General features: G+C 73.1%; 11 protein-coding genes. 6 read left to right on the top strand and 5 right to left on the bottom strand.

The window, feature by feature from the left end; translation table 11 throughout:
• Positions 1 to 296 precede the first annotated feature (296 nt).
• From ACIBO1_RS15230 to ACIBO1_RS15220, 3 genes are all read left to right on the top strand, one after another.
• Positions 297 to 3065, top strand: coding sequence for an AAA family ATPase (locus ACIBO1_RS15230; RefSeq protein ID WP_396746226.1), 2769 nt, complete (start codon positions 297 to 299; stop codon positions 3063 to 3065).
• Positions 3066 to 3152: 87 nt separating this feature from the next.
• On the top strand, positions 3153 to 3680 hold the full coding sequence (locus ACIBO1_RS15225) for a hypothetical protein (RefSeq protein ID WP_396746223.1): 528 nt from the start codon (positions 3153 to 3155) through the stop codon (positions 3678 to 3680).
• Between the two features lie 17 nt (positions 3681 to 3697).
• Positions 3698 to 4231, top strand: a complete 534-nt coding sequence (locus ACIBO1_RS15220; protein WP_396746221.1) for a DUF3558 family protein — start codon at positions 3698 to 3700, stop codon at positions 4229 to 4231.
• A gap of 17 nt (positions 4232 to 4248) precedes the next feature.
• On the opposite strand, the gene ACIBO1_RS15215 is transcribed toward ACIBO1_RS15220, so the two are convergent.
• A complete protein-coding gene (locus tag ACIBO1_RS15215; protein ID WP_396746218.1) occupies positions 4249 to 5463 on the bottom strand; it encodes an aromatic acid exporter family protein in 1215 nt (404 codons plus the stop codon).
• Positions 5464 to 5713: 250 nt separating this feature from the next.
• Here ACIBO1_RS15215 and ACIBO1_RS15210 point away from each other — a divergent pair, with 250 nt between their 5' ends.
• The 3 genes from ACIBO1_RS15210 to ACIBO1_RS15200 are packed head-to-tail and all read left to right on the top strand — an operon-like array spanning position 5714 to position 8915.
• Complete coding sequence (locus ACIBO1_RS15210) at positions 5714 to 7816, top strand: cellulase family glycosylhydrolase (protein ID WP_396746215.1); 2103 nt, start codon at positions 5714 to 5716, stop codon at positions 7814 to 7816.
• A gap of 59 nt (positions 7817 to 7875) precedes the next feature.
• Positions 7876 to 8256 (top strand): YccF domain-containing protein, encoded by a 381-nt coding sequence (locus ACIBO1_RS15205; RefSeq protein WP_350695369.1) that lies wholly within the window; start codon positions 7876 to 7878, stop codon positions 8254 to 8256.
• 44 nt (positions 8257 to 8300) lie between these two features.
• Positions 8301 to 8915 (top strand): DedA family protein, encoded by a 615-nt coding sequence (locus ACIBO1_RS15200; RefSeq protein WP_396746212.1) that lies wholly within the window; start codon positions 8301 to 8303, stop codon positions 8913 to 8915.
• Here ACIBO1_RS15200 and ACIBO1_RS15195 read toward each other — a convergent pair.
• The 4 genes from ACIBO1_RS15195 to ACIBO1_RS15180 all read right to left on the bottom strand — a co-directional run bounded on the left by ACIBO1_RS15195 (position 8894) and on the right by ACIBO1_RS15180 (position 13266).
• On the bottom strand, positions 8894 to 9523 hold the full coding sequence (locus ACIBO1_RS15195) for a vitamin K epoxide reductase family protein (protein WP_396746209.1): 630 nt from the start codon (positions 9521 to 9523) through the stop codon (positions 8894 to 8896). The genes ACIBO1_RS15200 and ACIBO1_RS15195 overlap by 22 nt on opposite strands.
• Entirely contained in the window at positions 9520 to 10173 is a 654-nt protein-coding gene (locus ACIBO1_RS15190; protein WP_396746206.1) for a DsbA family protein, read from the bottom strand. Before ACIBO1_RS15190 ends, ACIBO1_RS15195 begins: the two co-directional genes overlap by 4 nt.
• A gap of 82 nt (positions 10174 to 10255) precedes the next feature.
• Positions 10256 to 12220 carry a cytochrome c oxidase assembly protein gene (locus tag ACIBO1_RS15185; RefSeq protein WP_396746725.1) on the bottom strand — a complete coding sequence of 655 codons (1965 nt, stop codon included), beginning with the start codon at positions 12218 to 12220 and terminating at the stop codon, positions 10256 to 10258.
• A 131-nt stretch (positions 12221 to 12351) separates the two neighbouring features.
• Positions 12352 to 13266 carry a cation diffusion facilitator family transporter gene (locus tag ACIBO1_RS15180; RefSeq protein WP_396746203.1) on the bottom strand — a complete coding sequence of 305 codons (915 nt, stop codon included), beginning with the start codon at positions 13264 to 13266 and terminating at the stop codon, positions 12352 to 12354.
• Positions 13267 to 13310 lie beyond the last annotated feature (44 nt).

Below are 13310 nucleotides of genomic sequence, written 5' to 3'. Positions count from 1 at the left end.
CCGCACGCCGAGACGCACGAGAGCGCCGGTCGGGTGCGCAACCCCCGTCTTCGGCAACGATCGACGCCCGGCCGACGCGACGCATACACGAGGAAGAATCTGCGGGATTTCTTCCTATGTGGATTTCGTAGGCGGGATTCCTGCCCTTCGGAAGTGCCGTCCACGCCGGTACCACGCCGCCTACCGCGCAGCCCCGAGCCGGACGCTGCACGCCTGAGCGCGTTCCGGCCGACCGACCACCACGGCGCGCCGACCGCCTGATGCCCATCGACTCCGGCCGGTGCCAGAATCGCCACATGCCGCGTTCGCTCGTCGGCCGGGACGCCCTGTTCGACCTGGCCTGGCGCGCGCTGGGCGAGCCCGGCCCGGTGCTGTTGGAAGGCCCGGCCGGGATCGGCAAGACGACCCTGCTCCGGGCCCTCGTCGCCGAGGCGACCCGGGCCGGCTGGTCGGTACTCGCCTGCGCGCCGACCGAGTGCGAGACCGACCTGCCGTTCGCCGCTCTCGCCGACCTGCTCCGCCCGCTGGCGGACCTGGTGGTGGGCCTGCCCCGTCCCCAGCGGGTCGCCGCCGAGGTGGTGCTGCTCACCGGCGACAGCGACGAGACGTTCGACGAACGGGTGGTCGGCGCCGCGACCCGGACGCTGCTGGAGGCGGCGCTCGCCGCCGGCCGACCGCTGCTGGTCGCGGTCGACGACGCGCCCTGGTTGGACCGGCCGAGCGAACGGGCGCTGCGGTTCGCGCTGCGCCGGCTCGACCCGGTGCCGGCCACGCTGGTGAGCTGCCGCACCCCGGCCGGGCCGGCGCCCCGACCGGCGCCGCTCGGGCTCGACAGCGGTCCCCACCGGTTGACCCGGCTGACCCTGACCCCGCTCGACGTGGCCGCGCTGCACCACGTGCTGCGGGACCGGATCGGTGCCCCGCTGAGCCGCCCGCTGCTCGCCCGGATCGCCCGCGAGGCCGCCGGAAACCCGCTGGTCGCCATCGAGGTGGCCCGCGCGGTCCAGCGCCTGCCGCAGCCTCCGGAGCCGGGGCAGGACCTGCCCGTGACCGCCTCCATGCACCACCTCCTCGACGAGGTCCTGGCCGGGCTGCCGCCCCGCTGCCGCGACGCGGTGCGGTTGGCCGCCCTGCTCGGCGTACCGCTGCTCGGGGATCTGGCCGCGACCGGGGTCGGTCCCGGCGCGTTCGACGCCGCCGAGGAGGCGGGGCTGCTGGTGGTGACGCCGCAGCGGGTCGAGTTCGGCCACCCGGTGTACGCGGCGGCGGTCCGCGCCGGCATCCCGCCCGGGGTACGGCGTGCCCTGCACCGCCGGCTGGCCGAGGTGGTGACCGACCCGGACGAGCGGGTCCGGCACCTGGCGCTGTGCACCACCACGGCGGATCCGGTGGTGGCCGACGCCCTGGCGGCGGCTGCGGCGCGGCAGCACACGCGCGGGGCGCCGGAGGCCGCCGCGACCCTCTACGAGTCCTCCGCGCGGCTCACCCCGGCGGACGACCCGGACAGCCAGGGCCGACGGCGACTCGCGGCGGCCCGGTGCCGGTTCGACTGCGGCGACCATCCGGGCGCCCGGCTCGCCGCCGAGGCGGTGGCCGACGGGTTCACCGGCGACGTGCGTGCCGAGGCGCTGCTGCTGCGGGCCGTGGTGGCGTGGAGCGCCGACGAGCCGGGCGGCACCGCCGTCGAGGCCGCCGCGCGGGCGCTCACCGCGACCCGGCCCGACACTCCCCTGGCCGGCCGGATCCACGCCCACCTGGCGCTCTTCGTCGACCTGCCCGATCCGGCCCGGACGCACGCCGAGGCGGCGGTCGGGCTGCTCACCGGGCCCGGCGGCGACCCTGCGCTGCTGGCCGCCGCACTGATGAACCTCTTCTTCAACGAGGTACGCGCCGGAGCACCGCCCCGCACCGACCTGCTCGACCGGGCGCTGGCCATGGAGGGCGCGGAGCCGTCCTGGCTGGCCGGCACGATCCCGGCGGTCTGGTGGAAGGGCATCGACGACCTGGACCGGGCCCGGGAGCGCCTGACCGGACTGCTGGACCGGGCCACCGCACGCGGTGACGAGCCGTCCCAGTACGAGTTGCTCAAGCACCTCGGCGAGACCGAACTGCTGGCCGGTCGCTGGGCGGCGGCCGAGCGGCACATCGCGGCGGCCCGTGAGCTCGGCGAGTTGCTGGGCACCGAACTCACCGCCGAGACCTGGCTGGCCGCGCTGCTCGACGCGCTGCGCGGCCGGCTCGACGCGGCGGCCCGGACGGCGCAGGCGGGTACCCGGCTGGGCGATGAACTCGACGACGACTGGTGCCGCCGGATCCACCTGCACCTGGACGCGTTCGTCGCGCTCAGTGCCGGACGGATGTCCGACGCCGCCGCCGGTTATCGGCGGCTCGCCGCGATGTTCGACCGGATGGGCCTGGCCGAGCCGCTGGCCCAACGCTTCGAGCCGGACTGGATCGAGGCGTGCGTCGGGGTCGGTGACCTGGTCACCGCGCGGGCGACGTTGGCGCGGCTGGCGCAGCGGCACCAGCGGCTGCCGCGCCCCTGGACGCTGCTCGGGTTGGCGCGCAGCCGGGCCCTGGTGGACAGTGCCGACGGAGTCGACCCGTCGGCCGCGCTGGCGGAGATCGACGCCGCGCGGGTCGCGGTGCCGCCCGACGTCCTGCCGCTGGACCGCGCCCGGTGTCTGCTGGTCGCCGGGGTGGTGCACCGCCGGTCGCGCCGCAAGCGGCAGGCCCGGGAGGCGTTGCAGGCCGCGGCGGCCGAGTTCGACGCGCTCGGGGCGGCGGCGTTCGCGCAGCGGGCCCGGGCCGAGGCCGCCCGGCTCGGTGGCCGCCCGCCCGCACCGTCGGACCTCACCGCGACCGAGGAACGCGTGGCCCGGCTCGCCGCCTCGGGGCGGACCAGCCGGGCCATCGCCGACGAGCTGTTCGTCAGCCCGAAGACGGTCGAGACGAACCTCTCCCGGGTCTATCGCAAGCTGGGCATCTCTCGCCGCGCCGAGCTCGGCGCCGCACTCGCGCGGACCACGACCGGCACCCCGGGGGTCGGCGGCGGGCGTCGATAGCTAGGGAAACACCGGATTCCTTCCCGGCCCGCCGACCGTAGCGTCGAGACGTCACCCGACGATCGGCCGACGAAGGGAGCAGGACACGTGCGGCGAAAGATCCTGCCGGCGCTCTGCGTGGCGGTGCTCGCGTTCACCGGATGCAGCGGCGGCGGCACCGAGGCTCCATCGGCGCCGGACACGGCGGCCGGCGCGGACGTGGACACCGACCTCGACCTGCCCGTCGACGAGGCCGACACGGTACGCCCGCCCTGCCCGTTCGACGCGGCGCAGATCACCGAGTTCGTCGGTGAGCCCATGGTGGACCAGGGCACCTGCAGCTTCGGCGACGGCAAGGGCGTCGCCCAGCTCACCGTGACCACCGCCTCCCGGTTGGCCGGCGAGAGCACCTACGACTACCAACGCCAGCAGGCCGGGCAGATCTACACCACGGTGACGGAGATCGGCGACGGCGCGAAGGGCTACCTGGCGGTGAAGGACATCGGCGCCGAGGCGGTGGTGGTCGGCGACGGAGGCAGTTACACCGTGACGCTGAGCAGCTTCGCCCGCCTCGGTGCCCGGCCCGACGGATACGAGCAGGCGCTGCGTCGGCTGCTCGACGCCCTGCCCCGGTGACGCGGAGGGAGACGACGATGAGGCACCTGTCCACCGCCGCCCGGCTCACCGTGACGGCGGTCGTGACGGCCGTGCTCGCCGCGTGCGGCGGGGCCGTCGAGCCGGCCGCGGCACCGCCACCACCGGCGCCGACCGGGGCACCGGAGCCGGAGCCGCCGAGCGAGACGCCCGCGCCGCCGGACGCGCCCGAGGTCGACGCCTGCGCGCTGGTGACCAAGGCGGAGGCCGAGACGTTGGCCGGTACGCCGTTGGAGGACCCGGTGCCGGTGCGGGACACCTGCACGTACACCGGGCCGGTCTCGGGGCCGTTGGCCCAGGTGGAGGTCTTCGTCGGTGACGGGGCGAAGAAGATCCTCGACGTCGACCGGAACCTCGATCACGAGTTCGAGACGCTCACCGGGATCGGGGACGAGGCGTACCTGGAGGAGGGTGCGGTCTTCGTCAGCGTCTCCGGGACCTGGGTGGCCGTCCGGCTGGTCCGGCTGGACGACCCGGCCGGGTACGCCCCGCGCCTCACCGACGTGGCCCGGACGGTGGCCGGGCGGCTGTGACGCGTACGCGGCCCCGGTCAGGCGCGATCGGGCTGCGCGTCGGGCGGCCGGGGGCCCTCCTCCTGTCGCCGCCCGAATCGCTGCCGGACCGACTCGCTGGCCTGCGCCTCCGGGCAGCCGAGGGTACGCAGCAGGTCGGTGGCGACGGTCCGGATCTGCGCCACCACCACGCTGCCGGAGAAGTCGACCCCCTCGTGGTACGCGTCGCCGGCCCGGTCCACCGCTTTGAGGATCAGCCCTTCGGTGCGGCCGGTATGCTGCCCGCTCTCCGCCGTGATCTGCATGAGCGCGAGGGCGTCGCCGAAGTAGTGCACCGCTGCGGGCAGACCGGCCGGCACCGGTTCGTCGTCCCGGACCGCCGTCGCGGCCCGGCGCAGCAGTTCCTGGCACCCCCGCACGGCCAGGTCGAGGTAACGGACGCCGCGTTCGTAGTGCTCGAAGTCGGTCCGGCGGTGCCACCGGGCCGGTGAGATCGCCACTGCCTCCTGGGCTCCGGCCACGGCGTCTTTGATGAGTTTGACCTGCGGATCGAGGGCGGTGAGGGCGTCCCGGGCGCGGGCCACCGCCTCGGCGTCGCCGGCCGACATGCCGTCGGCGCCCTTGTGCAGTTGCTCCATCAGCACCGTGAACAGCGGACGGGCCGCCCGCTGGACGAGCCGGACCGGGTTCACCGGCAGCACCGCCACCACCAGCACGGCGGCCAGTCCACCGATCGTGGCGTCGATGATCCTGGGCACCTCCAGCCCGCGTTGCACCGGCGCGAGCGTGGCGATCAGGACAGCCGTACCCCCGGCCTGGGTCACCACCTGACCGCCCCGGCTCAGCGTGAGGGCGAGCAGGATGGCCAGCGTGACGACGGTGCCGATCTGCCAGGGCCCGGTGCCGATGACCCAGATCAGCGCGTCGCCGACCACGATCCCGGCCAGGACGCCGATCAGCAGTTCCACGGTGCGTCGGGTCCGCCGACCGATCGCGGCGGCGATCGTGCCGACCGCCGCGCTGGGCGCGAAGACCGGTGACGGATGACCGAGCACCTGGTGCGCCACCGTCCAGGCGACGGCGGCGGCCACCCCGGCCTGCACCGCGAGAATGGCGTACAACTCCAGCGTTCGGCGCCGTTCCCGCCAGCCGATCTGCGCGCTGATCCCGCCGACCGCGCGGGCGACCACCCCGACCGCACTCCCGACGGCACCCCGCAGCCATCCGCTGTCCCGTTCGTCCGTCGCCGTCACGCCGCCGACTACCCGCCCGGGCTCAGCTCATTCGCCGGTACGCATCCATCCACCCCACGCGGTACGACCGCCTGAGGCGAATCCACCCTGACACAACGCCCCTAGCTGCACAGAAGCAGTCAATATCAGTCTCGGTCGATTGACAAAGTTGTTGATCCCAACTTATGGTGCGAGCCGGCCGGACGTTTCCGGTGGTCCCGGCGGCGCTCGGCCAGCACCCGTCGACACCATCACCACACCGAGGAGCGTCATGGCCGGGCTGAGAGGCACACTACGCAGGACACGATGGCGGTTCGGCCTGGTCACCAGCGGGATAGCGGTGTTACTGGCCGGCGTCGGCCTGGTCAACGCGGGCGCCGCGCACGCCGCCGCTGGCTGCCGGGTGGTCTACTCCGCCCCCAGCCAGTGGCCCGGCGGCTTCACCGCCAACGTCGACCTGACCAACCTCGGCGACCCGGTCAACGGCTGGCGGCTGACCTGGACGTTCCCCTCCGGCCAGCGGGTGACGCAGGCGTGGAACGCGACCGTCACCTCCGCCGGCAACGACGTGACGGCGACCAACGTCGGCTACAACGCCGCGCTCGGCACCAACCAGAGCGTCTCCTTCGGCTTCAACGGCACCTACACCGGCACCAGCAACACCGCGCCGACCTCGTTCGCCCTCAACGGGGTCACCTGCACCGGGAGCGTCGGCCCGACCACCCCGCCGCCGACCACCCCTCCCCCCACCACGCCGCCGCCGACCACGCCGCCGCCGGCCGGTGACGCGATGGCGTACGTGGACGCGATGCAGCCGGGCTGGAACCTCGGCAACACCTTCGACTCGGTCGGCGCCGACGAGACCGCCTGGGGCAACCCCCGGGTCACCCCGGCGCAGCTCGACGCCATCCGGGCCCAGGGCTTCAACAGCATCCGCATCCCGGTGACCTGGAGCAACCGGCACGGTGCCGCGCCCTCGTACACGATCGACGCCGCCTGGCTGAACCGGATCAAGGAGGTCGTCGGCTGGGCCCTGGACGACGGCTTCTACGTAATGATCAACATTCACCACGACTCGTGGCAGTGGATCCACGAGATGCCCACCAACCGCACCACCGTCCTCAACCGTTACAACGCGCTCTGGACCCAGATCGCCGCCGCGTTCCGGGACGCCTCGCCGAAACTGCACTTCGAGAGCGTCAACGAGCCGCAGTTCGCCAACAGCTCCGGCGACGCCCAGAACGCCCAGCTCCTGCACGAGCTGAACACCTCGTTCCACCGGATCGTGCGCGCCTCCGGCGGCAACAACGCCACCCGGATGCTGGTGCTGCCGACCCTGCACACCTCCTCCGACCAGCCCCGCATCGACGAGCTGGTGAGCACCTTCACCCAACTGGGCGACCGCAACCTGATCGCCACCGTGCACTTCTACGGCTACTGGCCGTTCAGCGTGAACGTCGCCGGCGGCACCCGGTTCGACGCGGTCACCCAGCAGGACCTCGTCGACCGGTTCGACCGGGTGCACAACGCCTTCGTCGCCCGGAACATCCCGGTCGTCATCGGCGAGTACGGGCTGCTCGGCTTCGACCGGCACACCGGCACCGTGCAGCAGGGCGAGAAGCTCAAGTTCTTCGAGTTCCTCGGGCACTACGCCCGCACCAAGCGACTCACCACCCAGCTCTGGGACAACGGCCAGCACTTCGACCGGGTCGCCTTCCGGTGGAAGGACGCCGAGCTGTTCGCCCAGATCAAGTCGAGCTGGACGACCCGATCCGGCACCGCCTCCGCCGACCAGGTGTACGTGCCGCGTACCGGCTCGGTCACCGCCAAGTCGCTGACGTTGAACCTGAACGGCACCACCTTCTCCGGCCTGCGGCAGGGCACCACCAACCTGACGCAGGGCACCGACTACACCGTCTCCGGCAACCAGCTCACGCTGACCGCGAGCGCGCTGACCCGGCTGGTCGGCAGCCGAGCGTACGGCGTCAACGCCACGCTGCACGCCCGGTTCTCCACCGGCGTGCCCTGGCGGATCGACATCGTCACGTACGACCCGCCGGTGCTGTCGAACGCCACCGGGACGACCAGCGCGTTCACCATCCCCACCCAGTTCCGTGGCGACCAGCTCGCGACCATGGAGGCGAAGTACGCCGACGGCAGCAACGCCGGACCGCACGACTGGACGTCGTACAAGGAGTTCGACGTCGCCTTCGCGCCCGACTACGCCGCCAACCGGATCGCGCTGACCTCCACCTTCTTCGGTGACGTCCGCGACGGCGCCCCGGTCACCCTCACCTTCCACTTCTGGAGCGGTGCCCGGGCGACCTACCGCGTCACCAAGTCCGGCACGGCGGTGACCGGCGTCATCGGCTGAGCAACGGTGCCACCGGCCGCCCTTCGCGGCCGGTGGCACCCACCGGTCATGATGGGATCATGATCCGATTCGTGCTGAACGTGTTGTGGCTCATCTTCGGCGGCGGGATCGTGCTGGCGATCGGATACGGCATCGCGGCCCTGATCTGCTTCGTGCTCGTCGTCACCATCCCGTTCGGCGTCGCGTCGCTGCGATTGGCGTCGTACTCGCTGTGGCCGTTCGGCCGGACCCTGGTGCCCAAGCCGGGTGTCGGGGTGGCCTCCGGCGTCGCCAACGTGATCTGGGTCGTCCTGGCCGGCTGGTGGCTCGCGCTGTCGCACATCGTCGCCGGGGTGAGTCTCTGCCTGACCATCATCGGGATCCCCTTCGGGGTGGCCAACTTCAAGCTGGTGCCGGCGGCGATCTGGCCGCTCGGGCAGGAGGTCGTCCCCGCGCCGTAACGATTCCCTGCTCGACGCCGGGGCAGGACGGCCACAATCAAGGCGTGGAACGGGTGCTGGCGGTGATCACCGCACTTCCCCCGGTGGTCGTCCTGCTCCTGGTTTTCGTCCTGCCCGCGTTGGAGTCCTCGACGCTGCTCGGACTGGTGGTGCCGGGTGAGACCGCCGTACTGCTCGGCGGGGTGGTCGCGCACGAGGGTGGCCTGCCGCTGTGGGCGGTGGTCGCCGCCGCCGCGGCCGGTGCCTGCCTCGGCGACCAGGTCGGCTTCCTGCTGGGTCGGCGATACGGGCCGACGGTGCTCACCCACGCACCCGCCGTGGCGCGGCGTCACCTCGACCTGGAGCGGGCACGTCGTCTGGTGGCCGGCCGTGGTGCGGTGGCGGTGGTGATCGGTCGGTGGGTGGCGGTGCTGCGGGTGGTGGTGCCGCTGGCGGCCGGGGCCAGCGGCATGCGCCGTACGACGTTCGGGTGGGCCAACGTGACCGGCGGGCTGCTCTGGGCGGCGGCGGTGTCCGTGCTGGGGTACCTCGGCGCGGCGTCCTACCGCTATCTGGAACGGGAACTGGGCATCGGCACCTACGCGCTGCTGGGCGTGGTCGTGATCGGCGGGCTGCTCGCGGTGTGGCGCAGGCGGCGTCAGAGCAGGGTCGACCAGTAGTCCCAGAAGCGGACCAGCACCGCCAGCAGGATCACCGTGTACCAGGCGACCAGGATGAAGCTGTGATAACCGGCGAGTCCGGCCAGCCGGGCCGGCGGCGACGACGGCGACACCCGGCGCAGGTTGCACAGCGTGGTATAGACGAAGATCGCGATCATCACCACCCAGACCACCATGCAGTACGGGCAGAGCGCGCCGATGACGTACAGGCTCTGATAGATCAGCCAGTGCACGAAGATCACGCCGAAGGTGGCCCCGGCCTGGAGGCCGGCCCAGATCCAGCCGGGCAGCCGCACCCCGGCGAGCAGCACGACGCCGAGGGTGGTGACCACCGCGAAGCCGGCGATGCCGAGCAGCGGGTTCGGGAAGCCGAAGGCGGCGGCCTGCGGGGTGGTCATCACCGAGCCGCAGGACAGGATCGGGTTGATGCTGCACGTCGGCACGTAGTCCGGATCGCTCAGCAGGTTGATCTTCTCGACGGTGAGGGTGGCCGCCGCGAGCAGACCCACGGCACCGCCGACGGTGAGCACCCACGCGGTGACCCGGGCGAGGAACCCCGCCTCCGGTCCGTCGGTGTCCGCCGGCCGGCGGGCCGGGCCGGCGCTCATCCGGCGAGCGCGGCGTCGATGGCGGCAATCATGTCCGCCTGGGTACGCACGTTCGTCAACTGCCGGCCGTTGAGGAAGAACGTCGGAGTGCCCTGCACCCCGGCGGTCTCGCCGTCGGCCCGGTCCCGGGCCACCCGCTCGGCGGTGGCCGGGTCGTCGAGGTCACGCTGGAACGCCTCGACGTCCAGACCGAGGGTGCGCGCGTACCCGACGAACGCCTCGGTCTGCGGGGTCCGCTGGTGCCCCCACGTCTCCTGGTTCTCGAACAGCACGGTGTACATCTCGGCGAACCGCCCCTGGTGGGCGGCGGACTCGGCGGCCCGGGCGGCCAACTCGGCGTTGGGGTGGCTGGGGATCGGGAAGTACCGCACCACGAAGGTGATCCGGTCCTGGTAGGTGTCCAGGAGTTCGCTGACCGCCGGGTAGACCGCGCCGCACGCCTCGCACTCGAAGTCGAGGAACTCGACCAGGGTGACCTTGCCGTCGGTGGCGGTGGAGAGCCGGTGGCTGTCGTCGCGTACCAGCACGGCCGGGTCGACCGGTTCGCCGCTGGCCCGCGAGCCGGCGTTCCGGTTGATCGCAGTCAGGCCGATCATGACGAGGATCACCACCAGGATCATCGCCAACGTCAGTCGCAGGTTCCTCGTCATGCGGGCGTCAACCTTCTCTGTGGGAGCAGCCAATGCTGCACCGGTCGGCTGGCAGGTTGCTGAGAGCAGGCTGGACGGAAACTCATCGACGTACCCGGCGGTCGCGTTCGGCCAGCTCGGCGAGCATCCGGTTGTAGGCGGCGAGCTCCGGGTCCTCGCGGCCCTCGGCCTCGGCGCGGTCGGCGGCCCGGTCGCGGCGACGGGCCTCGCGCCGGTCGGCCTGGATCCACTGGTACATCAGCGCACCCATCACGATCACCGTGGGCAGCTCGCCGAAGGACCAGGCGATACCTCCGGCGGCCTGCTGGTCGTCAAGCGGTGTCGGACCCCACGGCCGGTCCAGCACAATCCACCAGTCGGCGGCCAGCACGGTCGAGGACTGCATGAGCGCGACACCGAGGAAGGCGTGCAGCACCATGCTGATCAGCACCAGGACCATCTTCAGCGGGTACGGCACCCGGCGTGGTGCCGGGTCGACCCCGATGACCGCCCAGAAGAAGAGGTATCCGACGGCGAGGAAGTGCCCGACCATCGCCAGGTGGGCGGCGTGCGAGCGCACCGCCAGCTCGTACAGGCCGGTGAAGTAGAGCACGTAGAGGCTGGCCACGTAGACGACGAGCGCCACCACCGGGTGGGTCAGCACGCGGGAGGCCCGGGAGTGCAGGCCCGCCTGGAGCCACTCGCGGGGACCCGGCCAGCGCGGGTCGGTGGCCGGTCGCAGCGCCCGCAGCCCGAGGGTGACCGGCCCGGCCAGGACCAGCAGGATCGGCGCGACCATCATCAGCAGCAGGTGCTGCACCATGTGCACGGCGAACAGCACCGGGCCGTACCGGGCCAGGCCGCTGGAGGTGGCGACGACGATCACCACGCAGCCGAGCAGCCAGAACGCGGTACGCGCGGCGGGCCAGGCGTCACCGCGCCGCCGTAGCCGCCACACCCCGGCGAGGTAGAGCCCGGCCGCGCCCAGGGTGGTGGCGATGACCAGCGGCTCCGGCAGCCAGAGCCGGGCCACCGTGGTCACGCTCAACGGCGGCGGCATCGGGAAGCCGAGCAGGGCGGTCGCCACGTCCTCGTCGGCGCCGACGGCCGGCACCGGGGTACGCGACAGGGCCACCGCGGCACCGACGGCGGCCCCGAACAGCAGCGTCTCCACGACCGCGACCCGCACGAACGGGCGTCGCCGACCGGCGACCAGTGCCGGCATCGTGGACCGCCGGTGCCACTGCCCGAGCACCGCGATCACGGCCAGCAGGGCGGTCTTGACCAGCACCAGCCGCCCGTACCCAGTGCCGGTCAGGTCGGCCGGGCCGGTGAGTCGTACGCTCGCCGACAGCAGACCGGACACACCGACCGCGACCAGGCAGACCAGCGCCAGCGGGGAGAACCGGCGCACCGCGACCGCGAGGTCGGCGGCGCCGCCCCGGCCGGTGACCGCCAGGGCGAGCAGGCCACCGGCCCAGACGGTGACCGGCACCACGTGCAGCAGCAGGCCCGAGACGGCCAACTGGTGGTTGCTGGCCGACGCGGCGTGCCCGGTGAAGACCGGCGGCACCACCGCGGCCAGGGCGGCGAGCAGCGCCACCACCGCCCCGGAGGGACGCAGGCTGCGGGCCGCGACGACGGCCGCGACCAGCGCCAGGGCTCCGCTGAGCGCGAGGGACTGGCCCAGCGGCACGGTGCGGACGAAGTTCAGCACCGCGCGGACCGACAGCACCTGCGCGGCGGGCAGCCCGAACAGGTCGACGAGCGTGTAGCAGACCGCGACACCGGCGGACACTGCCCAGGCGGCGGCGGTCCAGGCGGCGGCCCGCAGTCGGCGATAGCCCAGTGCGGAGAGCCGGCCGCCGTCGTCGCGCGGCGACAGCACGGTGACCGCCACCAACAGCCCCACGGTGGCCACCGCGCCGACCTGCATGCCGAGCCGGGCGGCCGGCAGCAGCCAGGCCGCGGTCCGGTCCGGTTCGGGCAGCCCCGGCGGAGTCGGCGGTACGCTGCCGCCGCCCCACCACAACAGCACGGCCGCGACACCGGCGGCGACCAGGACCATGGCGGCGGGCACCAGCACCGGACGGCGCAGGATCAGGGGCGGGACGAGCTGGTGCGGGCGGTTCAACGACGGCTCCTGGTGCGGGTGGTTTCCCAGGTAGTCGGCGCGGCGGGGCTTCGGGTTCCCGGCCCTCACCAGTGGGCGCCGTGGCAGACGCCCTCGGCGTCCTCGGGCTCCACCTGCAACGTGGCGTGCTCGATCTCGAAGCGGTCGTGCAGGAGCCGGCGTGCGGCGGCCAGCACCCGGGCCAGGTCCGCCCCGCCGGCCAGGGTCAGGTGCGCCGAGGCCACCTCCATGCCCGAGGTCAGCGTCCAGACGTGCAGGTCGTGCACGTCGGCCACGCCCTCGACATCGCGCAGCGCGTCGCGGACCTCGGCGACGTCCAAGTGCGGCGGCGCGGCCTGGACGAGGACCCGCAACGCGGCCCGCCCCAGCCGGTAGGTGCGGGGCAGGATGAAGAAGCCGACCGCCACGGCCACGATCGGGTCGGCGTACCACCAGCCGGTCAACGCGATCACCCCGGCCGCGACGATCACCCCGATCGAGGCGAGCAGGTCGCCGAAGACCTCCAGGTAGGCGCCCCGCACGTTGAGGCTCTCCTTGGCGCCGGAGCGCAGCAGCAGGAACGCCACGATGTTGGCGAGCAGCCCGGCCACCGCCACCGCCAGCATCGGCCCGGCCATCACCTCCGGCGGTTCGCCGAGCCGGCGTACCGCCTCGACCAGCACGAAGAGCGCCACCCCGAAGAGCAGCACCGCGTTGGCGAGCGCCGCCAGGACCTCCATCCGATAGAGCCCGAAGGTGCGCTGCCCGTCCCGGGAGGCCCGACTCGCCGCCGTGATCGCGGCCAGCGCCATGCCGATGCCGAGCACGTCGGTGAACATGTGCCCGGCGTCCGACAGCAGCGCCAGCGAACCGGTCACCCAGGCGCCGATCGCCTCCACCACCATGAAGACGGCCAGCAGGGCGAAAGCCACCCAGAGCCGCCCCCGGTGCTTCTCCCCCGCGCGCAGGACCTGCTGCCCGTGATCGTGCCCGGCACCCATCCGGCACTCCTTCCGCTCGCCACGAGCAACATATGCGGACATTG

Origin of the sequence: Micromonospora sp. NPDC049903 (assembly GCF_044460945.1) — a bacterium.
Classification (GTDB): domain Bacteria; phylum Actinomycetota; class Actinomycetes; order Mycobacteriales; family Micromonosporaceae; genus Micromonospora.
Note: the sequence above shows the minus strand (reverse complement) of the source record. Positions and strands in the feature narration are given on the sequence as shown.

What these genes read in the sequence shown, in the direction of transcription:
- ACIBO1_RS15230 (WP_396746226.1), top strand. Translation starts at nt 297, where the DNA reads ATGCCGCGTTCGCTCGTCGGCCGGGACGCCCTGTTCGACCTGGCCTGG.
- ACIBO1_RS15210 (WP_396746215.1), top strand. Translation starts at nt 5,714, where the DNA reads ATGGCCGGGCTGAGAGGCACACTACGCAGGACACGATGGCGGTTCGGC.
- ACIBO1_RS15190 (WP_396746206.1), bottom strand. Translation starts at nt 10,173, where the DNA reads ATGACGAGGAACCTGCGACTGACGTTGGCGATGATCCTGGTGGTGATC.
- ACIBO1_RS15220 (WP_396746221.1), top strand. Translation starts at nt 3,698, where the DNA reads ATGAGGCACCTGTCCACCGCCGCCCGGCTCACCGTGACGGCGGTCGTG.
- ACIBO1_RS15180 (WP_396746203.1), bottom strand. Translation starts at nt 13,266, where the DNA reads ATGGGTGCCGGGCACGATCACGGGCAGCAGGTCCTGCGCGCGGGGGAG.
- ACIBO1_RS15195 (WP_396746209.1), bottom strand. Translation starts at nt 9,523, where the DNA reads ATGAGCGCCGGCCCGGCCCGCCGGCCGGCGGACACCGACGGACCGGAG.
- ACIBO1_RS15185 (WP_396746725.1), bottom strand. Translation starts at nt 12,220, where the DNA reads ATGGTCCTGGTCGCCGCCGGTGTCGCGGCCGTGCTGTTGTGGTGGGGC.
- ACIBO1_RS15205 (WP_350695369.1), top strand. Translation starts at nt 7,876, where the DNA reads ATGATCCGATTCGTGCTGAACGTGTTGTGGCTCATCTTCGGCGGCGGG.